This is a genomic window from Bradyrhizobium sp. CCBAU 25338, assembly GCF_028128965.1.
In the GTDB taxonomy this organism is placed as follows: Bacteria; Pseudomonadota; Alphaproteobacteria; order Rhizobiales; family Xanthobacteraceae; genus Bradyrhizobium; species Bradyrhizobium liaoningense.
The window spans coordinates 316,055-337,629 of record NZ_LFKY01000038.1 but is presented as its reverse complement, the minus strand read 5'-3'; the positions used below and the strand labels follow the sequence as shown (position 1 = coordinate 337,629).

At 64.7% G+C, this 21,575-nt stretch carries 19 protein-coding genes; 11 read left to right on the top strand and 8 right to left on the bottom strand.

The features are described 5' to 3' along the window. Nucleotides 1-109 precede the first annotated feature (109 nt). Entirely contained in the window at nt 110-1,126 is a 1,017-nt protein-coding gene (locus ACM42_RS21755) for a TRAP transporter substrate-binding protein (RefSeq protein ID WP_271529850.1), read from the bottom strand. Nucleotides 1,127-1,389: 263 nt separating this feature from the next. Between ACM42_RS21755 and pobA the strand changes: the two genes are divergently transcribed. Both pobA and ACM42_RS21745 read left to right on the top strand, forming a co-directional pair. Beyond that, entirely contained in the window at nt 1,390-2,559 is a 1,170-nt protein-coding gene (gene pobA, locus ACM42_RS21750; protein WP_271529849.1) for a 4-hydroxybenzoate 3-monooxygenase, read from the top strand. Between the two features lie 222 nt (nt 2,560-2,781). Beyond that, entirely contained in the window at nt 2,782-3,201 is a 420-nt protein-coding gene (locus tag ACM42_RS21745; RefSeq protein WP_271529847.1) for a PaaI family thioesterase, read from the top strand. 145 nt (nt 3,202-3,346) lie between these two features. On the opposite strand, the gene ACM42_RS21740 is transcribed toward ACM42_RS21745, so the two are convergent. Further along, the gene (locus tag ACM42_RS21740) at nt 3,347-4,231 is read right to left on the bottom strand and encodes a LysR family transcriptional regulator (protein ID WP_271529846.1); all 885 of its coding nucleotides are present in this window, start codon (nt 4,229-4,231) and stop codon (nt 3,347-3,349) included. 124 nt (nt 4,232-4,355) lie between these two features. On the opposite strand from ACM42_RS21740, the gene ACM42_RS21735 reads away from it, so the two are divergent. Next, entirely contained in the window at nt 4,356-4,991 is a 636-nt protein-coding gene (locus ACM42_RS21735; protein ID WP_271529845.1) for a pyridoxamine 5'-phosphate oxidase family protein, read from the top strand. Between the two features lie 181 nt (nt 4,992-5,172). Here ACM42_RS21735 and ACM42_RS21730 read toward each other — a convergent pair whose 3' ends face one another. Genes ACM42_RS21730 through ACM42_RS21720 form a run of 3 tightly spaced genes read right to left on the bottom strand, consistent with a single transcriptional unit; the run spans nt 5,173 to nt 8,718 of the window. Beyond that, nucleotides 5,173-5,904, bottom strand: coding sequence for an ABC transporter ATP-binding protein (locus tag ACM42_RS21730; protein ID WP_271529843.1), 732 nt, complete (start codon nt 5,902-5,904; stop codon nt 5,173-5,175). Continuing rightward, a complete protein-coding gene (locus ACM42_RS21725) occupies nt 5,901-7,670 on the bottom strand; it encodes a branched-chain amino acid ABC transporter ATP-binding protein/permease (RefSeq protein WP_271529841.1) in 1,770 nt (589 codons plus the stop codon). Before ACM42_RS21725 ends, ACM42_RS21730 begins: the two co-directional genes overlap by 4 nt. A 7-nt stretch (nt 7,671-7,677) precedes the next feature. Next, a complete protein-coding gene (locus ACM42_RS21720) occupies nt 7,678-8,718 on the bottom strand; it encodes a branched-chain amino acid ABC transporter permease (RefSeq protein ID WP_271529839.1) in 1,041 nt (346 codons plus the stop codon). A gap of 177 nt (nt 8,719-8,895) precedes the next feature. Here ACM42_RS21720 and ACM42_RS21715 point away from each other — a divergent pair, with 177 nt between their 5' ends. The 8 genes from ACM42_RS21715 (at nt 8,896) to ACM42_RS21680 (ending at nt 17,110) form a co-directional block, all read left to right on the top strand. Further along, a complete protein-coding gene (locus ACM42_RS21715) occupies nt 8,896-9,417 on the top strand; it encodes a MarR family winged helix-turn-helix transcriptional regulator (RefSeq protein WP_271529837.1) in 522 nt (173 codons plus the stop codon). Nucleotides 9,418-9,699: 282 nt separating this feature from the next. Beyond that, entirely contained in the window at nt 9,700-9,969 is a 270-nt protein-coding gene (locus ACM42_RS21710; RefSeq protein ID WP_271529836.1) for a helix-turn-helix domain-containing protein, read from the top strand. 34 nt (nt 9,970-10,003) lie between these two features. Continuing rightward, nucleotides 10,004-12,010 carry a hydrogenase 4 subunit B gene (gene hyfB, locus ACM42_RS21705; protein ID WP_271529835.1) on the top strand — a complete coding sequence of 669 codons (2,007 nt, stop codon included), beginning with the start codon at nt 10,004-10,006 and terminating at the stop codon, nt 12,008-12,010. Beyond that, entirely contained in the window at nt 12,007-12,963 is a 957-nt protein-coding gene (locus ACM42_RS21700; protein ID WP_271529834.1) for a respiratory chain complex I subunit 1 family protein, read from the top strand. Before hyfB ends, ACM42_RS21700 begins: the two co-directional genes overlap by 4 nt. Nucleotides 12,964-12,965: 2 nt before the next feature. After that, nucleotides 12,966-13,628, top strand: coding sequence for a hydrogenase-4 component E (locus tag ACM42_RS21695; RefSeq protein WP_035671393.1), 663 nt, complete (start codon nt 12,966-12,968; stop codon nt 13,626-13,628). Further along, nucleotides 13,625-15,064, top strand: a complete 1,440-nt coding sequence (locus ACM42_RS21690; protein WP_271529833.1) for a hydrogenase 4 subunit F — start codon at nt 13,625-13,627, stop codon at nt 15,062-15,064. The genes ACM42_RS21695 and ACM42_RS21690 overlap by 4 nt, the downstream gene beginning before the upstream one ends. A 3-nt stretch (nt 15,065-15,067) precedes the next feature. Further along, the gene (locus ACM42_RS21685) at nt 15,068-16,582 is read left to right on the top strand and encodes a hydrogenase large subunit (protein ID WP_271529831.1); all 1,515 of its coding nucleotides are present in this window, start codon (nt 15,068-15,070) and stop codon (nt 16,580-16,582) included. A 3-nt stretch (nt 16,583-16,585) separates the two neighbouring features. After that, a complete protein-coding gene (locus ACM42_RS21680) occupies nt 16,586-17,110 on the top strand; it encodes an NADH-quinone oxidoreductase subunit B family protein (RefSeq protein ID WP_271529830.1) in 525 nt (174 codons plus the stop codon). 242 nt (nt 17,111-17,352) lie between these two features. Here the strand turns inward: ACM42_RS21680 and ACM42_RS21675 are convergent, their stop codons facing one another. The 3 genes from ACM42_RS21675 to ACM42_RS21665 form a co-directional block, all read right to left on the bottom strand. Continuing rightward, nucleotides 17,353-18,636 carry a glycerate kinase type-2 family protein gene (locus ACM42_RS21675; RefSeq protein WP_271529829.1) on the bottom strand — a complete coding sequence of 428 codons (1,284 nt, stop codon included), beginning with the start codon at nt 18,634-18,636 and terminating at the stop codon, nt 17,353-17,355. 294 nt (nt 18,637-18,930) lie between these two features. Beyond that, the gene (locus ACM42_RS21670; RefSeq protein WP_271529828.1) at nt 18,931-20,160 is read right to left on the bottom strand and encodes an ABC transporter substrate-binding protein; all 1,230 of its coding nucleotides are present in this window, start codon (nt 20,158-20,160) and stop codon (nt 18,931-18,933) included. Nucleotides 20,161-20,334: 174 nt separating this feature from the next. Beyond that, the gene (locus ACM42_RS21665) at nt 20,335-21,564 is read right to left on the bottom strand and encodes an ABC transporter substrate-binding protein (RefSeq protein WP_035695236.1); all 1,230 of its coding nucleotides are present in this window, start codon (nt 21,562-21,564) and stop codon (nt 20,335-20,337) included. Nucleotides 21,565-21,575 lie beyond the last annotated feature (11 nt).

The following is a 21,575-nucleotide window of genomic DNA, read 5'->3' as shown; positions in this document are numbered from 1 at the left end:
CGCCTCCACAGAAAGACGTCCCGAGCGGAGAGAGCCCCCACCCGGCGCCTCGCGCCGACCTCCCCCGCGAGCGGGAGAGGTGCAGCGGGTGCGCGGTCGCAGTTGGGCGTCACTCCGCCAGCGCGTTGTACTTCTTCAGCGATGCCTTCAGGTCTGCGAGCGCCGCATCGGGATCGGCGCCGGCCTTCTTGGCATTATCGCTCCAGGTCTTGACCAGCGGCTCGGCGGCCTTCTTCCAGGCGGCGGTCTGCTCGGCCGTCAGCTTGTAGACCTCGTGGCCGGACTCCGCCTTCACCTTGGCGATGCCGGCATCCTCGAACTTGCCCCAGTGCTCGCCGACCGCGCCCGCCATCTCGACCGTGCAATTCTTGTCGATCGCGGCCTTCTGCTTGTCGGACATCGCATTGTACTTGTCCTTGTTGATCACGAACACGAAGGTCGTGGTGTAGAGCGGCGCCTCCATGTCGTATTTGGTCACCTTGTCGATGCCGAACAGCACCAGGGAGCCCCAGGGGAAGGTGACGCCGTCGGCGACGCCGCGCTCGATGATGTCGCGCACTTCGGGTGCGGAGGACTGCACATTGGTGCCGCCGAGCGAAGTGACGAAATTCGCCATGGTGGCATGAGCGGGGCGGATCTTCAGGCCCTTCACGTCCTCAGGGTTGACGATCTTCTTGGTGCGGGAGTGGAACGAGGAGGGCGAGTGGACGAAGGCGAGACAGTATTTGACGTCCTTCATCTCCTTCTCGGCATATTTGCGATACCAGGCGTCGAGCCCCATCGAGCCGCCCTTGGCGTCCGAGATCAGGAAGGGCAGCTCGCCTGCGCCGATGATCGGGAAGCGGCCGGGCTGATAGCCGGGATTGACGTAGGTGACGTCGGCGATGCCGTCGCGCGCCATGTCGTAATGGTCGAAGGCCTTGCCGAGCTGCTGGGCCGGAAACACCTTGCCCTTGATGGTGCCGCCGGAATCCTTCTCGACTGCGGCGGCCCAGTCCTCCAGCGATTTCTGCAGCGGATGCGAGGCCGGCACCCAATGCGAGATCTTCAGATCGAAGGTCTTCTCCTGCGCGAACGCTGGGCTCACGCTTGCTGCCAGCAGCAACGCCAGACAGGCTTTTCTCATCACGCGTCTCTCCCTGTTTTTTGACGGCGGGCTTCGATGGCCCGGTCTCGTTAATTAACATGTTATCTAATTGGCCGGCGCGTTCAAGCCGGAACTGGCGCGCACCTCGCCGCGCCGTCTACATCATCCATGTTGCATGGATTTGTCGCGCTGCGGCGAACGCCCTCCCTTCTTCCCAACCGTTATATGATATAAGTATCCTGCGCGGAGCGAGGCGACAAGCGACCCGCGACGAAAGCCTACAGGATCGGAAGGAGCAAGTATTGCGGACAAAAGTCGCAATCATCGGAGCCGGGCCGGCCGGATTGTTGCTCGGGCAACTGCTGCACACATACGGCATCGACAACGTCATCCTGGAGCGGCAGAGCCCGGATTACGTGCTCGGCCGAATCCGCGCAGGTCTCCTGGAGGAAGGAACCGTCGCGCAGCTCGACCAGGTCGGCGCCGGCGCGCGGGCACATGCCGAAGGCCTGGTGCACGAGGGCATCGAGCTCGCCTTCTCCGGCCGCCGTCACCGCATCGACATGAAGGGCGCAACCGGCAAGACGGTGATGATCTACGGCCAGACCGAGGTCACGCTCGACCTGATGAATGCGAGGAAGGCCGCTGGTCTCATCTCCGTCTACGAGGCCAGGGATGTGCAGCCGCATGATTTCGACGGCAGTCACCCGCGCGTGACCTATGTGAAAGACGGCGTCACCCATACGATCGATTGCGATTTCATCGCCGGCTGCGACGGTTTCCATGGCATCAGCCGCGCCAGCGTCCCGTCTTCGGCGATCGAGGAGTTCGAGCGGGTCTATCCATTCGGCTGGCTCGGCATCTTGTCCGACACCCCGCCTGTCAGCCACGAGCTGATCTATTCCAACCACGCCCGCGGCTTTGCGCTGTGCACCATGCGCTCGACCAAACGCAGCCGTTACTATGTGCAATGCGCGCTCGACGACCACGTCGACCAATGGCCGGACGACCGCTTCTGGGACGAATTGAAGCGCCGGCTCGACCAGGAGGCGGCCGACAGCCTCGTCACAGGCCCGTCGATCGAGAAGAGCATCGCGCCGCTGCGCAGCTTCGTCGCCGAGCCGATGCGCTTCGGCCGGATGTTCCTGTGCGGCGACGCCGCCCACATCGTGCCGCCGACCGGCGCCAAGGGATTGAACCTCGCCGCCAGCGACGCGCATTATCTGTCGAGCGCGCTGCGCGAGTTCTACGACGAGAAATCCAGTGCCGGCCTCGACGCCTATTCCGCCAAGGCGCTGGCACGCGTCTGGAAAGCCGTGCGGTTCTCCTGGTGGATGACTTCGATGCTGCACAAATTCCCCGACACCGGCACCATCGGCGCGCGCATCCAGCTCGCCGAGCTCGACTACGTCACGCAGTCGCAAGCGGCGATGACGTCGTTGTCGGAGAATTACGTCGGGCTGCCGTTCTAAGATGGTGTCGTAGGGTGGGCAAAGCGAAGCGTGCCCACCACTTCGGTCTGAACGGAGTGAAATGGTAGGCACGGCGCGTTGCGCCTTTGCCCACCCTACGGAATCTGTGCTTGCGGTGCGCCCGTTTCAAACGCCCGCGCAAATTCCGTTTGAAACTTTGTAATTGATGCAACCGTCATCCACATCGCGTTCAATGCCGGCAACCAGCAACGCGAGACAGCCATGACCTCCATCGACGTTCCCGCCGGCTTCGAGCCGCATTTCCGCAAATCCCCGCTCACCGATCCCTGGGAGCCGCTCTATTCGAAGAAGTTCGCGAGGGGCGTTACCATCGGATTGCGGCTGGCGACGCCGCACACCAATGCGCGCGGGCTGATTCATGGCGGGCTGATCGCGGCGCTGGCCGATGCCGCCATGGGCTACAGCTGCGCGCAGGCGACGGGCTGGACGACGTCATTCGTCACCATCTCGCTGTCGGTCGACTATGTCGGCGCCGCCGGGATCGGCCAATGGCTTGCGGTCGAGGGCGAGGCCATCAAGACCGGCTCCACGATCTGCTTCGCGCAGTGCTTGGTGAAGGCGGACGATGCCGTGATCGCGCGGGCGAGCGGGACGTTCCGCGTGGTGCCGAAGAAGGGCTGAGCGGTCTCGTGCCCCGGACGCAGCGCAGCACGCAGTGATGCGCTGCTGAGCCGGGGCCCATCTATCCACATGACACAGCGCAGCCGTCTGGGTCCCGGCTCTGCGGAGCGGCACTTCGCGCCGCACCGCGTCCGCGACACGAGACCTACCCGAACCTCCACTCCGCCGTCTCCACCACGAGATCGACGAACGCCCGCACCTTGGCCGAGAGGAGGCGCGAGGTCGGATAGACGATGTGGATCGGCAGCGCCGGCTGCTCGTAGGCCGCCAGTACTATTTTCAGCCGACCGCGCTTCAGTCCTTCCGCGGCCTGATAGGCCAGTACGCGCGTCACGCCGCCGCCGGCCTCGGCATATTGCAGCACCGCGTCGGCGCTGTTGCTGGTGAAGCGTGGGGTCGGCATGACCTCGATGTCGCGGCCGTCGTGCTGGAAGCGCCATTCTGACCAAGGGCCGAACTGGATGGTCTGGTGCTCGCGAAGCGCCTCCGGCGTCTTCGGCTCGCCATGTCGCTTGAGATAGCCGGGTGCGGCCACCACGATCCGCCGCATCACGCCGACCTGGCGCGCAACCAGCGAGGAATCGGCGAGGTGGCCGATCCGCACCGCGGCATCGACGGCGTCCTCGACGAGGTTGACCAGATGATCCGACAGCCTGAGTTCGCAGGCGACCTCGGGATAGCGCTTGAGATAGGCGGTCATGACCGGCCCGACATGCAGCCGGCCGAAGCCGACCGGCGCCGACACCACCAGCCGCCCGCTCGGCCGGTTGCGCTCCTGCCGCGCCGAGCCGTCGGCCTCCTCGACATCGGCGAGGATGCGCCTGGCGCGCTCGAGATAGCGCGTGCCCACGTCGGTCAGTGTCACCTGCCGCGTGGTTCGCTGCAACAGCCGCGCGCCGAGGTGCTCCTCCAGCGCCGCGATCATCCGCGTCACCGCCGATGGCGACAGGCGCAGCTTGCGCGCCGCCGGCGCGAAGCCGCGCAGATCGGCGACGGTGACGAAGACGTGCATGCCTTCCAGCCGGTCCATGGGAGATTATTGCATATATTGCAATGATGAAGTGTCAAGCGGCCAGATTGTTTTAGCGGCTGGCAAGTCCATCTTGTGTGGCGAAAGACGCAGGAATGCGCCGGAATTTTCAGGAGCCGTTCCGATGACGACAGCAGCCCATACCTATGCCAGCGACGTCGCCTTCTCGCCGGCGGTGAAGGCGATCCAGGCGCGCAAGGGCTCGCGGGAGGCCTATGCGCGGAGTGAGCAACGCGGATGGCGCACCGAGGTCGACGAGAACCTCGAAGCCTTCCTGGCCGAGGCCAACAGCTTCTATTTCGCTACCGCTTCGGCGGACGGCCAGCCTTACATCCAGCACCGCGGCGGACCGAAGGGGTTTCTCAAGGTGCTCGACAAGCAGACGCTGGCCTTCGTGGACTATGCCGGCAACCAGCAGTTCATCACGCAAGGCAATTTGGCGGAGAACTCCAAGGCCTACATCTTCGTGATGGACTACGCGCATCGCCGCCGGGTGAAGATCTGGGGCGAGGCGCGGGTGGTCGAGGACGACGAAGCGCTGGCGACCTCGCTGATGCCGAAAGGCTACCGCGCGCGGCCGGAGCAGGTGATCCTGTTCAAGATCGCCGCCTGGGACACCAACTGCCCCCAGCACATCCCGCAGAAATTCGACGCGGGCGATGTGGCGGCGGCGCTGGCGGCTCGGGACGCGAGGATCGCGGAGCTGGAAGCGGAGATCGCGGCGTTGAAGGGGGAGAAGGCGGCGAGCCAAGCTACGTAAGACGCTGCGCGCATACCCTCCCCTGGAGGGGGAGGGTCGATCGCGCGAAGCGCGAGCGGGGTGGGGTGATCTCTCCACGCGGGCATCGTTCGAGGTGGAGAGACTGTCACCCCACCCCGTCTCACATTTCGCTGCGCTCAATGTGAGCCGACCCTCCCCCTCCAGGGGAGGGTAAGAAGAGCTAGACTGCACTCTCGCCTTCGTGCTGGAAGCCGAGATAGCTCGCGGCGACGCGCTCGTTAGCCGCGATGTCGCTGGCCTTGCCGCTGAGAACGAATTCGCCGAGCTCCATCACATAGGCCTGGTCCGCGATCTTCAGCGCGGCCTGCGCGTTCTGCTCGACCAGCAGCACCGAGACGCCGGCGGCGCGCAGCTCGGTGACGATACGGAAAATGTCGGCGACGATGATCGGCGCGAGGCCGAGGCTCGGCTCGTCCAGCATCAAGAGTTTTGGCTCGCCCATCAGCGCGCGGCCCATCGCGAGCATCTGCTGCTCGCCGCCGGAGAGCGTGCCGGCAAGCTGCTTGCGCCGCTCCTTCAGCCGCGGGAACAGCGTGTAGACCCGCTCCATCGAGGCTTTCGCCCGGCTGCGCTCGATGCGAAAGGCACCCAGCTCGAGATTGTCCTCGACATTCATGGTCACGAACAATTCGCGGTGCTCGGGGACGAGGCCGAGTCCCATCGCGACGCGGTCCTCGATGTCGAGCCGGCCGAGATCCTGGCCGGCAAAGGCGACGCGGCCCTTCAGTGGCAGAATGCCCATGATGGCCGAAAGCAACGTGGTCTTGCCGGCGCCGTTGGCACCGACGATGGTGACGATCTCGTTGGCCCCGACCTCGAGCGAGACCGAACGCACCGCCTCGACCTTGCCATAGGCGACATGCGCGTCGGTGACGGACAACAGCGCACTCATGCCGCCACTCCGAGATAGGCCTTGATCACTTCGGGATTGGTCTTGATCGTGGCGGGGGTACCCTCCGCGATCTTGGTGCCGAAATCGAGCACCACGATGCGGTCGGCGAGGTTCATGACGAAGCCCATGTCATGCTCGACCAGGAGCACGCTCATGCCGCCGTCGCGCAGCTCGCGCAGCAGCGTCGCGAGCCGCTGCTTCTCCATGTGGCGCAGGCCCGCGGCCGGCTCGTCGAGCAGCAGCAGCATAGGATCGACGCAGAGCGCGCGGGCGATCTCGACGATGCGCTGCTGGCCGAGCGAGAGGCTGCCTGCGAGCTGGTGCATCTGCTCGGTGAGGCCGACGCGCTCGATCTGGCGGGCGGCCTCGGCGAGCAGCTTCGCCTCATCGGCGCGGTCGAGCCGCAGCATCGAGGACACGGGGCCGGAATGGCCGCGCAGATGCGCGCCGATCGCGACGTTCTCCAGCACGGTCATGTCGGGGACGAGCTTGACGTGCTGGAAGGTCCTGCTGATGCCGAGCTTGACGATCTCCTGCGGCGGCGCGTTGTCGACCTTCCTGCCGAGCACCGAGATCGAGCCCGAGGTCGCCGACAGCACGCCGGTGATCAGGTTGAACGTCGTGCTCTTGCCGGCTCCGTTCGGGCCGATCAGCGCGACGATCTCACGGGCCCGGACGTCGAAGGAGACGTTGTTGACCGCGACCACGCCGCCGAACTGCTTCCGCGCCTTCTCGACCTGGAGCAGCACGCCGGCCTCGCCGGGCGCGCGGGTGCGGTGCCCAAGCTTCAGCGAGGTGTCGGGCTTCTTGCCGCTGGAGCGCTCGGGCAGGAACGACATCAGCCACGGCCAGAGGCCGCCCGGCGCGAGCTGCAGCAGCGCCACCAGCATGATGCCGAACACGATGGTCTCGACCTGGCCGGAGCCCGGCAGGATCAGCGGCAGATAGCTTTGCAGCACCTCTTTCAGCACGACGACGATCGCCGCGCCCAGGACGCCGCCCCAGACATAGCCGGCGCCGCCGACCACGGCGATGAAGAGATATTCGATGCCCATATGCGCGCCGAACGGCGTCGGGTTCACCGCGCGCTGGAGATGGGCGTAGAGCCACCCCGAAAGACCGGCGAGCACGGCGGCATGGATGAACACCAGCAGCTTGGCGCGTGGCGTGTGCACGCCAAAGGCTTCCGCCGCGATATGGCCGCGCCGCAGCGCGCGGATGGCACGGCCGGTGCGGGAGTCCAGGAGGTTCATCGTCAGCAGGGCCGAGAGGATCACGGCGATCCAGATCGCGTAATAGATCGAGCCCGGCGAGAGCATCTTGAACGTGCCGATCGACAGCGGTGGGATCGCCGAGATGCCGTCGTTACGACCCAGGAACTCCAGCTTGCTGAAGAGATAGAACAGCCCGAGCCCCCAGGCGAGCGTGCCGAGCGGCAGATAATGGCCGGAGAGGCGGACGGTGATCAGCCCGAGCAGAACCGCCAGCGATCCGCTGACCACGAGCGACAGCGGCAGCGTCAGCCACGGCGACAGGCCGTAGGCCGTCGACAGCACCGCGGTGGTGTAGGCGCCGAAGCCGACGAAGGCCGCTTGTCCGAAGGAGGTCAGGCCGCCGACCCCGGTCAGCAGCACGAGGCCCATCGCGACGAGCGCCGCAAGACCGATATTGTCGAGCAGCACGATCCAGAACGGCGGCATGCCCGGGACGAACGGGATTGCCGCCATGAGAGCTGCGAAGACGAGGATGGGAAGCCGGCTCTGCATCTTGGCGTCAGTCCTTCTCTTCCTCGACCGCGGGTGCGGCGAGCGAGCGCAGCAGCAGCACGGGGATCAGCAGCATGAAGACGATGACCTCCTTGTAGTTGGAGGCATAGAAGGACGAGAACGCCTCGACGATGCCGACGACCAGCGCCGCGACGGCGGTGAGGGGATAGCTGACGAGCCCGCCGATGATCGCGGCGACGAAACCCTTCAGGCCGATCAGGAAGCCGCTGTCATAGTAGAGAGTCGTGATCGGCACGATCAGGATGCCCGACAGCGCGCCGATGACCGACGCCAGCAGGAAGGCGATCTGCCCGGACAGCGTGGTGCGGATGCCGGCGAGCCGCGCTCCCAGCCGGTTCACGGCGGTCGCGCGCAGCGCCTTGCCGTAGAGCGTCAGGCCGAAGAACAGCCAGAGCCCGACGATGAAGGCGATGGTGATGGCGTAGACGGTGATGCTCTGGCCGGTGAAGCGTAGCGCGCCGGCAGTGAAGGCGCCGGACAGCACGGCAGGCCCGCGCTGCCCCTCGGCGCCGAAGAACAGCAGGCCCAGCCCCTGCAGCGCGAGATGGACACCGACGGACGCAATCAGCAGCACCAGCACCGAGGTGTGCGCCAGCGGCTGGAACGCGATGCGGTAGAGATAGAGGCCGATCATCGCGACGATCACCAGCGACAGCGCGATGCAGACCGCGACCGGCGGCTTCTGCGCGGCGAAGTAAAGCGTCAACCCCAGCACGATGGTCGGCAGCACGATGTTGGTGATGAGGCTGCGCACGATCAGCCGCGCATGCAGCGCCTTGCGCGCCACGAACAGGTCGAAGGCGAAGGCGCCGATGCCGAGCGCGAGCGCGAGCTTGGCCGTGCCCGGCATCTGGCCCGCGGCCAGCGAGGCATAGGTCAGCGCGCCGTAGGTGACGAACTCGCCCTGGGGAATGAGGATGACGCGGGTGACGGCGAACACCAGCACCAGCGCCAGGCCGAGCAGCGCGTAGATCGCGCCATTGGTGATGCCGTCCTGCACCAGGAACAGCATGATGGTGGTATTCAAGACCGGACGCTCCCCCTCAAGATTGAGGACCGGTCTCCGCAATTGCGGTGGATGGTCCCCTCACAGCCATTGAAATACGCTGACGATATTTGATATGGTCCATAACAATTATCAAATATAACATCAAGGGTGGGGAACGACCCGTCCCGAATTTAGCGGGATTACGAGCACGAGGCGATGACCGTTTCCAAAACCGCTGAAAAGTCCTCCGAAAAACCGGCCGACGCGGCCAAGGGCCGCAAGGAAGCGGGCGAGGTGCAAGCCGAAGCGCTCCAGCTGGGCGAGCTCTCCGAACAGCTCGGCTACGTCCTGAAGCGGGCCCAGCTCAAGGTGTTCGAGAACTTTCTGCGCTGCATGGCCTCGCTCCAGCTGACGCCGGCGCAGTTCTCGGTCCTGCTCCTGGTCGAGAAGAACCCTGGCCGTAACCAGACCGAGATCGCCTCCACGCTCGGCATCCTCCGGCCGAACTTCGTGGCCATGCTGGACAATCTCGAAAGCCGCGACCTTTGCGCGCGGATCCGCTCCACCAACGACCGCCGCTCGCACATCCTGGTGCTGACCGACAAGGGCAAGGCCGTGCTGGCGCGGGCGAAAAAGCTCGTCGCCACCAAGCACGAGGCGCGGCTGAACGATCTGCTCGGCCAGGCCAACCGCGAGGCCCTGATCGGGATGCTCTCGAAGATCGCCAACGAGTTCTGAGGCGGAGAGTCATTCTTGGGTGCGCGCGCGATCCAGGAATTTCGCGCCGCACTTGCACGTATCGCCCTTGGGACCAGACATCAGATGCGCAATTGCGCATTGAGGATCGCGCCCACGCGCCCGGAATGACGGACGAGCCTGATGGCGGAGTGCGAGGGCGTGAGCTCCGAGGACGTCGAACGGAATGATGCGCCGCATATAGAAAATGATGCTTGAAACGTCAATTTATGCGCCCTAAGCTTGGTACATTGATCACCGCAACTGTCAGGGACATCCTGCCCCGTGATCACCGCCGCGCAGCTTCGAGCCGCCCGTGCCTTGCTCAGGATCGACCAGCGCGAACTCGCGCAGCGCTGTTCGCTGTCTCTGCCGACGATCCAGCGCATGGAGGCCTCCGAAGGGGTGATCCGCGGCAATGTCGACTCCTTGGTGAAGCTGGTCGAGGCGCTGTCGGTTGCCGGCATCGAGTTGATCGCCGAGGGGGCGGCGTCGAGCGCCGGGGGCCGCGGGGTGCGGCTGAAGTCTCCACCCCCGAGAGCAGGCGACCAATAGCAATGGCGACGCGCGCGCAGATCATGATCAAGGAGTGGCCATGATCGCCGTGGCGCTATGGTCAGTGGCGGTTCTGCTGGCGCTGGCGCCTGCGGGAGTCGTGCTGTCGACGCGCCCGCGCGGCTCGATCATCCTTTACGGCGGATGCCTGGTCGCCACATCGACGCTATGTGTCACGGCGCTGACCGATCTGCTCTATTTCCCTCATCTGGCACCGAGCGTGACACTGCCGATCGGATTGCCCTGGCTCGGTGCTCATTTCCGGCTAGATGCACTGTCCGCCTTCTTCCTCGTCGTCGTTAATCTCGGCGGCGTCGCTGCGAGCCTGTTCGCGCTCGGTTACGGCCAGCACGAGGACTCCCCCGGACGCGTGCTGCCGTTCTATCCCGCCTATCTCGCAGCGATGAATGTCGTCGTGCTGGCAAACGATGCCTTCAGCTTCCTGGTCGCCTGGGAATTCATGTCGCTGACCTCCTGGGCGATGGTCGTGTCGCATCACCGGGAGGCCGAGAATGTCCGCGCCGGCTATGTCTATCTTCTGATGGCGAGTTTCGGCACGCTGGCGCTGCTGCTCGCCTTCGGCCTGCTCGCGAGCGGCGCCGGTTACGATTTCGATGCGATCCGAGCCTCGCATCCTTCCGCTGCGCTGACCGGCATGGTTGTGATCCTCGTGCTGCTGGGCGCCGGCTCCAAGGCCGGCCTGGTGCCGTTGCACGCTTGGCTGCCGCTCGCCCATCCCGCCGCACCCAGCCACGTCTCTGCTCTCATGAGTGGCGTCATGACCAAGGTCGCCGTCTACGGTTTCGTGCGCATCGTCTTTGATCTTCTGCCCGAACCGGTGTGGTGGTGGAGCATGGTCGTGCTGCTGGTCGGCGGCCCTACGGCGACGCTGGGCGTGCTCTATGCGCTGATGCAGCGCGATATCAAGCGCGTGCTGGCCTATTCAACGATTGAGAATATCGGCATCATCTTCACCGGCCTCGGGCTGGCGCTGGCTTTCAAGGCGGAAGGGCTCGACTGGGTGGCGGCGCTCGCTTTCACCGCGGCGATGCTGCACGTCTTCAACCATGCGCTGTTCAAGAGCCTGTTGTTCTTCGGCGCCGGTGCGGTGCTGGGATCAACCGGCGAGCGCGACATGGAAAAGCTCAGCGGGCTGATCCATCGCATGCCGAAGACGGCGTTCGCGGTACTGGTCGGCTGCGTCGCGATCTCGGCATTGCCGCCGTTCAACGGCTTCGTTTCGGAGTGGCTGACCTTCCAGGCGATCCTGCTCTCACCGCAACTGCCGAACTGGGGATTGAAGCTGATCATCCCGGCGGTCGGCGGACTGCTGGCGCTCGCCGCCGCGTTCGCCGCGGCGTGTTTCGTCAAACTCTACGGCATCAGCTTCCTCGGCCGTCCCCGTTCGGATGTCGCCGCATCCGCGCACGAAACGGATCGCTTCTCGCTTGCCGCGATGTTCGCGCTAGCCGCTCTCTGCTTTGTCGCCGGCGTCTTGCCCGGCCTCTTCATCGACGCGCTCGCACCGGTGAGCGAGGCCATGGTCGGCAACGTCATGCCGCACCAGACCGGACTGGACTGGCTGACCATCGTGCCGATCGCGCAGAGCCGCAGTTCCTACAACGGCCTCTTGGTGTTTCTGTTCGCGGCGCTCAGCGGTATGGCCGCAGCCTCCGCCATTCATCGCCTGGCGTCCGATCGCTTGCGTCGCGCTCCGGCCTGGGATTGCGGCTATCCGGATCCGAACCCCGCGATCCAGTACTCCGCCTCCAGCTTCTCGCAGCCGATCCGCCGCGTGTTCGGCAGCGTGATCTTCGCTGCGCGCGAGATCGGCGAGATGCCGCAGCCCTTGTCGCCTGCGCCGGCCCGGTTCACCGTCGAGATGCGCGACCTGATCTGGGAGGCGCTCTACGCGCCGATCGCCAAGGTGATTGGCGTTGCGACCGAGCGCGTCAATATGCTGCAGTTCCTCACCATCCGCCGCTACCTGACTCTGGTCTTCGCCGCGTTGATCGTGCTGCTCCTGGTGGTGGCGCTATGACCGCGCTTCGTGACCTCCTCTCGCAAGGCGTTCAGATGTGCCTCGTGCTGCTGCTTGCGCCATTGCTGACCGGCTTCGTCCGCAAGGTGAAGGCGCGGCTGTTGCGTCGGCGCGGTCCGCCGCTCTTGCAGCCCTATCGCGATCTCATCCGCCTGATGCGCAAGGACGTCGTGCTCGCGGACAACGCCTCCTGGCTGTTCCGCGTCATTCCCTATCTGATGTTCGCAGGAACCTGGGTCTCGGCCTCGTTGGTGCCGACTTTCGGCAATGGTCTGTTGTTCTCCTGGAGCGCCGACCTCATCGCCATCACCGCACTGCTCGGCAGCGCGCGTTTCTTCCAGGCGCTCGCCGGCATGGACGTCGGCACCGCCTTCGGCGGCATCGGCTCCAGCCGCGAGGTGATGATCGCCTCGCTCGCCGAGCCTGCGATGCTGATCACCGTCTTTTCCGTCGCGATGATCGCAGGCTCGACCCAGCTCTCCAACGTCGCCGAATTCATGGGCTCGGACGCGGTCGGTCTGCGTGTGTCGCTGGGCATGGCGTTCGTGGCACTGACCATCGTGGCGCTGGCGGAGAATGCCCGTATCCCCGTCGATAACCCAGCCACCCATCTCGAGCTCACCATGGTGCATGAGGCCATGGTGCTGGAATATTCGGGGCGGCATCTCGCGCTGATCGACCTGTCGTCGCAGCTCAAGCTCCTGCTCTACGTCTCGCTGATCGCCTGCGTGTTCCTGCCATGGAGCACCGCGACTGCGGACGCGAGCGTTGCGAGGCTCGTTTCCGGCGCGCTGTTCTATTTCGGCAAGCTGGCGGTCCTCGGCTTTCTGCTCGCCGTGTTCGAGACGTCGATCGCCAAGATGCGGGTATTCAGGATCCCCGAGTTCCTGGGCGCGGCGCTGATGTTGGCGCTGCTTGCCACCCTGTTGCGCTTCGTGTCCGGGAGCCTCTAGCGATGAGCAGCCTGCAATTCGACATCGCCCATCTGCTCTCCGGCTCTCTGGTGCTCGCGAGCTTCATGATGCTCTATCAGGACCGGCTCTATGCGCTGCTCAATGTCTATGCGCTGCATGCCGGCGTGTTGGCGCTGTCGGTGGCGTGGCAGGCCTATGTGCAGCACGCGCCACATCTCTACGTCACGGCGCTGATCGCACTGGTCTTCAAGGCCATCATCATTCCGGTGGCGCTGCACCGGATCATCCGACGACTCGGCATCCACCGCGAGATCGAGAACGTGATCGGCGTGGGCCTGACCATGATGGCCGGCATCGGCCTCGTCGCGCTGTCGATGGTGGTGATGCTGCGCGTGACCCCGGGCGCCGACGCGCTCGCGCGCGAAGACCTTGCCTTCGCGCTGTCGGTGGTGCTGCTCGGGCTCCTGATCATGGTGACGCGACGCAACGCCGTGAGCCAGGTGGTCGGCTTCATGTCGCTGGAGAACGGGCTGGTGCTGGCGGCGACCGGAGCCAAGGGCATGCCGCTGGTTGTCGAGATCAGCGTCGCCTTCTCGGTGCTGATCGCCTTCATCGTGATCGGCATCTTCCTGTTCCGCATCCGCGAGCGTTTTGACAGCGTGGACGTGCAGGCGCTCGATCGCTTCAGAGGAGAGCGGCGATGACGATCGATGCGCTCGGTGCGATCCTGCTGATCCCGGTCATCTCGGCCGCGCTGCTCGCGATCCTGCCTGGCTACGTGCTGACGGCGAAGCTCAACGTCGTTGCGGCGCTCGCGACCTTCCTCACCTCGCTGTCGCTGTTCGTGATCGAGCCGACGTCGGGGCAATATCTGCTGCTTGACGACCTCAACAAGGTTTTCATCGTGCTGACGACCTTCGTCGGCTTCACGACATCGGTGTTCAGCGCGAGCTACATCCACCACGAGATCGAGATCGGGCGGCTGACGCCGGCCTTCGTGCGTTTCTATCACGCGATGTATCAGATGCTGATGTTCGCAATGAACCTCGCGCTCGTCGCCAACAATATCGGCCTGATGTGGGTGGCGGTCGAGACGGCGACGTTGACGACCGTGCTGATGGTCGGCATCTACCGCACCCATGAGGCGCTGGAAGCCGCCTGGAAATATTTCATCCTCGGTAGCGTCGGCATCGCGCTCGCACTGTTCGGCACGATCCTGGTTTACATGGCGGCGCGTCCCGCGGTGGGCGAGGGGCTGGACGGCATGGTATGGACGGTGCTGGTGAAGCACGCCGCACAGTTCGACCCGGCGTTGCTCAACGTCGCCTTCGTCTTCCTCTTGCTGGGCTACGGTACCAAGGTTGGCCTCGCACCGTTGCACGCCTGGCTGCCGGATGCGCATGCCGAGGGCCCGACGCCGATCTCGGCGGTGCTGTCCGGCCTGTTGCTCAATGTTGCGCTCTATGCGCTCCTGCGTTTCAAGATGATGCTCGCGGTCAACTCCGAGGCGATCGCGCCGGGTCCGCTGATGGTGACCATGGGCCTGATCTCGGTGATCTTCGCTGCGCTGATGCTGTACCGTCGCCGCGACATCAAGCGGATGTTCGCCTATTCCTCGATCGAGCATATGGGCATCATTGTATTCGCCTTCGGCATGGGCGGGCCGCTCGCGAATTTCGCAGGTCTGTTGCACATGACCATGCATTCGCTGACCAAGTCGGCAATCTTCTTCGCCGTCGGCCATATCGCACAGGTCAAGGGCACACAGAAGATCGCCGATATCGGCGGCCTCACGGCGACCAACCCCGTGCTCGGCTGGGGCCTGATGCTCGGCGTCATCGCCATCGTCGGGCTGCCGCCGCTCGGCATCTTCATGAGCGAGTTTCTAGTGGTGAGCTCGACTTTCGCCCGCGCGCCCTGGCTGACGGTGATCCTGGTGCTCGGCATCATCATCGCACTCGGCGGGCTCTTCTTGCGGGTCGGCGAGGTGATGTTCGGCGAGCCCAAAGGCAAGACCGCGCCCGCGGAAGCCTCCTACGTACCGATGTTCATGCACCTCGGATTGGTACTGATGGCCGGGATCTATCTGCCGCCGGTGCTGGTCACCGGCTTCCAGAACGTCGCCAAGCTCCTGGGGTAAGCCATGAGCATCCTCGACGGCATCCCCCATGTCAATGCGGTGTTGTCGCACCAACCCTGGCCGCGCGCGGTCGTGACGGAGGCGGGCTGGCAGGCGGCGATCGATCGACTGGTCGAGGGAGGCCTCACACTGCTTGGCTTCTGGGGCGAGCCGACCGCTGTGCATATGGCGATGCTCGATGGAGGCTCGGCCGAGATCGCGGTCGTCACTTACGAGTGTACGGCCGGCACATTTCCAAGCGTCGCCAGCCGTCACCCGCCGGCGCTTCGGCTGGAGCGGACCATCCATGATCTGTTCGGGCTTGTTCCGACGGCTGCTGACGATCTGCGGCCATGGCTCGATCACTATGCCTGGGGCAAATCCTATCCGTTCTCCGGCCGCAACGCATCGCGCGACGTGCGGCCATACCAGTTCCTTCCGGTCGAGGGTGAGGCGTTGCACCAGGTGGCGGTCGGCCCCGTCCATGCCGGGATCATCGAGCCCGGCCATTTCCGCTTCACCGCCAATGGCGAGCATGTGGTGCGGCTGGAGCAGTGGCTCGGCTACACCCACAAGGGCATCGAGTCGCTGATGCAGGGCGCGAGCCTCGAGGCCGCGGCAAAGCTCGCCAACCGCACCTCCGGCGACAGCGCCGTCGCCTATGCCTTCGCCTTTGCGTGTGCCGTGGAAGCGGCGCTGCAGATCGAGGCGCCGAGGCAAGCGACCCTTTTGCGGGCGCTGATGGCGGAACTGGAGCGGCTCGCCAATCATTTGGGCGACATTGGAGCCATCTGTAACGACGCGTCGTTCGCGCTGATGCATGCCCAGACCGGCATTTTACGTGAGCGTTGCTTGCGCGCTGCGAATGTCGCGTTCGGCCATCGCCTGATGATGGACGTCATCGTGCCCGGTGGTGTGATGCGTGACATCGCGCCGGACGGCGTTTCCGCGCTACGGGCGCTGCTCGCGGAGCTACGCAAGGTCTTTCCGCGCTTGATCGAGCTCTATGACAACACGGCGTCGTTGCAGGACCGCACCGTCACCACGGGGATCGTGAAGGCGGAATATGCGCGCCAGTTTGGCGCCGGCGGTTATGTCGGCCGCGCCTCTGGCCGCGATTTCGATGCGCGGCGGGCGATTGCCTACGCGCCTTACGACGCGTTGTCGTTCGAGGTACCGGTACTACAGGCCGGTGACGTGAACGCGCGGGTCTGGATCCGAATCCGCGAGGTCGAGCAGAGCATCGAACTGATCGAGCAGATCCTCGACCAACTTGGGCCGGGAGGGCTCGAAACCGCGCTGCCTCCCAGGATCGGCCGCGGTGCCTGTGAAGGCATGGCGCTCACCGAGGCCTTCCGCGGCGACGTCCTGGTGTGGTTGCGGCTCGATGGCGAGTTGCGCGTCGAACGCTGCCACCTGCGCGACGCGTCGTGGTTCCAGTGGCCGCTGCTGGAAGCCGCAATCGAGGGCAACATCATTGCCGACTTCCCGCTCTGCAATAAGTCGTTCAACTGTTCCTATTCGGGCGCGGACCTCTAACCCATGCGCAAGACCCTGCTCGAAAGCCTCACCCATGGTTCGCTGACGGAGCCCGCGCCGACGCCGGACGATTCGGCGCTGGCGGAGCTTGCAACGAAAGTCGACCGCGCCGCCCGGGCCAGGCTCGGGCGTTCTCTTGCCATCCGCGAGGTCGATGCCGGGTCCTGTAACGGCTGCGAGCTGGAGATCCACGCGCTTGCCAACGCCTTCTACGACATCGAACGTTTCGGCCTGCGCTTCGTCGCCTCGCCACGCCATGCCGACGTGCTGCTGGTCACGGGTCCCGTGACGAAGAACATGCGACAGGCGCTGGAGCGGACCTACAACGCGACACCCGATCCGAAATGGGTCGTCGCGGTCGGCGGCTGCGCGATCGATGGCGGCATTTTCAGAGGCAGCTACGCCTGCGTCGGCGGCGTATCGGAGACCGTTCCGGTGGATCTGCACATCAAGGGCTGCCCGCCGTCTCCGATGGAGTTGCTGAAGGGCCTGCTCGCGCTGCTGGAGCACGTCAGCGGCAAGCGGTAAGCCGCATCCGCACCCACATACTCCGTCATTCCGGGCCAGCGGGTGCGCTCGCCGCACTCCCGCTGTCATCGCCCGCCTTGTGCGCACTTGCGGCGCTGGGGCGCGCGATCCAGTATTTCAGAGACAGCGCGAGGATACGGAGAAGCCGCTGCTTGCTGGATTCCCCGCGTCCGCGGGGAATCCAGTGGTGTTGTAGTCGAACTGGTGCCCAAATGCGGAGACGACGCCGGACAGAGCACCTCTCAATCCACCAGGATCACCCGGATATCGTTCACGTTCGTCAGCGTCGGCCCCGGCTGCAGCAGATCCCCCGTGGCCTCGAAGAACGAGGTCGCGTCGTTGTTGTCGAGATAGGCCTGCGGCTGCAGTCCCTGCGCCTTCATCCTTGCGAACGTTGCCGCGTCGATCAGCGCGCCGGCGGGGTCGGTGGGGTGGCCGGCACCGCCGTCGGCACCGTCGGTGTCGCCGGCGAGTGCCGAGATGCCGGCCGTGTCCTGCAACAGGCCGGCGAGCGCCAGCGCGTATTCCTGGTTCGGTCCGCCGCGTCCCTGGCCACGCACGGTGACCGTGAGCTCGCCGCCGGAGAGGATGGCGATGCGCTTGCCTTGCGCACGCGCCTTGAGCGCCAGCCTGGCGTGATCGGCGGCGACCTCGCGCGCCTCGCCTTCGAGATCGGCGCCGAGATCGATGGTCTCGTAACCGGAGGCGCGCGCCAGCTTCACCGCGGCGTCGAGCGACTGCTTGGGCCGCGCGATCAGCTCGAAAGTCGCGCGCCCGAACGCCGCGTCACCCGGTTTGCAGCTCTCATTGGCGGGATCGTCGAGCGCGCGGCGCACCGCATCGTCGATGTCGAGCTTGTACCTGGCCACGATCGCGCGCGCATCCGCCAGCGTCGTCGGATCCGGCACGGTGGGGCCGGAGGCGATCGCGGAAGGGTCGTCATGCGGCACGTCGGAGATCGCGAGCGTGACGATCTCGGCGGCGTTCCTGCCGGCGCGCGCCAGCCGCCCGCCCTTGATGCGCGACAGATGTTTCCTGACGATGTTCATCTCGCCGATCGGCGCGCCCGAGCGCAGCAGCGCCTTGTTGACCGCCTGCTTCTGCGCGAAGCTGACGCCATTCGCCGGCGCGATCCAGTTGGCCGAGCCGCCGCCGGTGAGCAGCACCAGGAGCAGATCGCCAGGCCCGGCCTCGCCTGCCAGCGCGAGCGTGTCGGCGGCGCCTTTCAGGCCGGCTTCGTCAGGCACGGGATGCCCGGCCTCGACCACGCGGATGCGGCGCGTCGGCACGCCGTAGCCATGGCGCGTGGTGGCGATGCCGACCAGCCGCTCCGGCGGGAGCTCGAGCGCGTCGAGATAGTGCCGCTCGGCCGCCGCGGCCATCGCGCCTGCGCCCTTGCCGGCGGCAAGGCAGATCACGCGTCCCCCGGGCGCGGGACGCAGATGCGGCGCCAGGATCGTATTCGGATGGGCGGCGGCAACGGCGGCGTCGTAGAGCGCGCGGAGCAGGGGACGTCGGTCGGTCATGACGATGGCCTTCGGCAGACTGAAGTAGCGGCGATGAGGTCGCCGGCCAACTGCCTACCGCATCGTGCGCCAAAGCGTAAGCGGCCTCCGCCATCATTCGATTGTGCAATCGCGTGATCAAAACCGCCGCGCAAGCAGAAACCCCCTGCGCGGCCGGCGCAGGGGGCTTCTCGTCGTGCGTTTCAGGCGCCGGCTAAAGCGCGATGCGATTCGGATGAATCGTCATCGCGCTTTAGGTTGTTGTTTCAGCATGATCTTTTCGGAAAACCGCTGCGCACTTTTCCGAATCATGCGCTAGCCGCCGGCTTCCGCATTGATGACGTCGCCGAACAGCTCCCATCGCTCGCCCTTGAAGCGTTGCAGCTGCAGCGAGCTGATCGGGGCGAAATCGGTCGCCGACGTGTTGATCTTGATGCCGGGCAGCAGCGCTTCGGTGCGGAAGTCCTTCAGGCTCGCGGCCTGTTTCATGACGTTCGCGCGCGTGAGGTCGTCGCCGCAGTTCTTCAGCACCTGGACCAGCGTCTGTGCGACGCCGTAGCCGACGATCGTGCCGCCGTCGGTCTTGTCGCCTTCGGGGAAGTACTTCGTCATGAAGTCGAGGAACGCCTTCATGCCGGGGTCGTTGGCCCATTGCGCGTCGGTGGTGTCCTTCAGATAGGCCGCGGAGATGATGCCTTGCGCGTTCTCGAAGCCTGCCGGCTTGATCACGCTTCCGACCGAGGCCGAGACGTTGTTGAGGAAGTGGATCGGTTTCCAGCCGATCTCGGCATTCTTCTTGATCGCCTGCGCCGCGAACTTCGGCGTGGTGATATTGATGAAGACGTCGGCGCCGGTCGCCTTCAGCTTGACGATGTGGTTGTCGATCGTCGGCTCCGACGTCTCGTAGCTTTCCTCCAGCACGATCATGCTTGCGGCCTTGGCGCCGAGCCCGTCCTTCAGGCCCTTCAGGTAGTCCTTGCCGTAATCGTCGTTCTGGTAGAGCACGCCGATCTTGGCGTTGGGCAGCTCCTTCAGGATGTATTTGGCGTAGATCTGCGTCTCGCTCTGGTAGTTGGGCTGCCAGCCCATGGTCCAGGGGAAGTTCTGCGGATCGTTCCACTTGGTGGCGCCGGTGGCGACGAACAGCTGCGGCACCTTCTTCGAGTTCATGTATTTCTGGATCGCCGTGTTCGGCGGCGTGCCGAGCGAGTTGAAGACGAGCAGCACCTCGTCGCTCTCGACCAGCTTGCGCGCCTGCTCCACCGTCTTCGGCGGTGAGTACGCGTCGTCGTAGGAGATGAAATTGATCTTGCGGCCGTTGATGCCGCCTTCGTCGTTGATCTTCTTGAAATAGGCGGCTTCGGTGCGCCCGATGATGCCGTAGGCGGAGGCCGGTCCGCTGTAGGGCATGATGTTGCCGATCTTGATCTCGGTGTCGGTCGCGCCGGTATCGTATTTCTTCTGGGCCGATGCAGTTGAGGTCGAAGCCGCAATGAGCGCGAGCGCCAATGACGCGGCCGCGAGTTTGCCGGTGACAGCAGGCATTCCAATCTCCCTATTCTTCTTGGTGTGTGCGTCCCTTTTCTTGTCTCGTTTTTTGGCGACGCGCCGCAATTCAATACGATTTGCCCGGAAGCTTCAAGGAAAAGCCCCTGCGGCAAGGCCGCAGGGGCTGCGTCTTTAGTCGATTGGGATGATATCTTTAGTGGCTGGTTAAGGTTAGCCGCCGACGTCGCCGCTCAGAACCTCGCCAAATCGCTCCCAATGCTCGCCCTTGAAGCGGATCAGTTGCAGCTGCGAGAGCGGCGCGAAATCGGAGGCCGACGTGTTGACCTTGATGCCCGGCAACAGCCCCGCAGGCTCGAAATCCCTGATGCTGGCCGCCTGCTTCATGATGTTTTCGCGGGTCAGATTGTCACCGCAGGCCTTGAGCACGTGCACGAGGCCCTGGCTCACGATATAGCCATACATCACCGAGGCGTCGGCGCGGTTCGCTTCCGGATAGTACTTGTCCAGGAATTCATTCCAGCCAATCATCGCCTTGTCGTCCTTCCACTGCGCGTCGGTCGGGTCCTTGAAGTATTGCGACGAGATGATGTCCTGGGCGTTCTCGAAGCCGGCCGGCTTGATCACGCTGCCGATCGAGCCCGAGACGTTGTTGAGGAAATGCAGCGGCTTCCAGCCGATCTCGGCGTTCTTCTTGATGGCCTGCGCCGCGAATTTCGGCGTGGTGACGTTGAAGAAGATATCCGCGCCCGTCGCCTTCATCTTCACGATGTGGGAATCGATGGTTGGCTCGGAGACTTCGTAGCTGTCCTCAATGACGATCATCGAGGCGGCCTTGGCGCCGAGCCCGTCCTTGAACCCCTTCAGATAGTCCTTGCCGTAGTCGTCGTTCTGGTAGAGCACGGCGATCTTGGCGTTCGGATGGTTCTTCAGGATGTACTTGGCATAGATGATCGACTCGATCTGGTAGTTGGGCTGCCAGCCCATGGTCCAGGGGAAGTTCTGCGGATCGTTCCACTTGGTGGCGCCGGTGGCGACGAACAGCTGCGGCACCTTCTTCGAGTTCATGTATTTCTGGATCGCCGTGTTGGGCGGCGTGCCCAGCGAGTTGAAGATCAACAGCACCTCGTCGCTTTCGACGAGCTTGCGCGCCTGTTCCACCGTTTTGGGCGGCGAGTAGGTGTCGTCATAGGTGACGAAATTGATCTTGCGGCCGTTGATGCCGCCTTCGGCGTTGATCTTGCGGAAATAGGCCTCCTCGGTCTTGCCGATCACGCCGTAGGCGGAGGCGGGTCCGCTGTAGGGCATGATGTTGCCGATCTTGATTTCGGTGTCGGATGCGCCGGTGTCGTATTTCTTCTGCGCGGATGCTGCCGTGGAAAGAGCGGCAGCCAGCACGAGGGCAGCCGAGAAGGCCCCCAATCGCACATGCATTGCAGGCATCTTGATCTCCC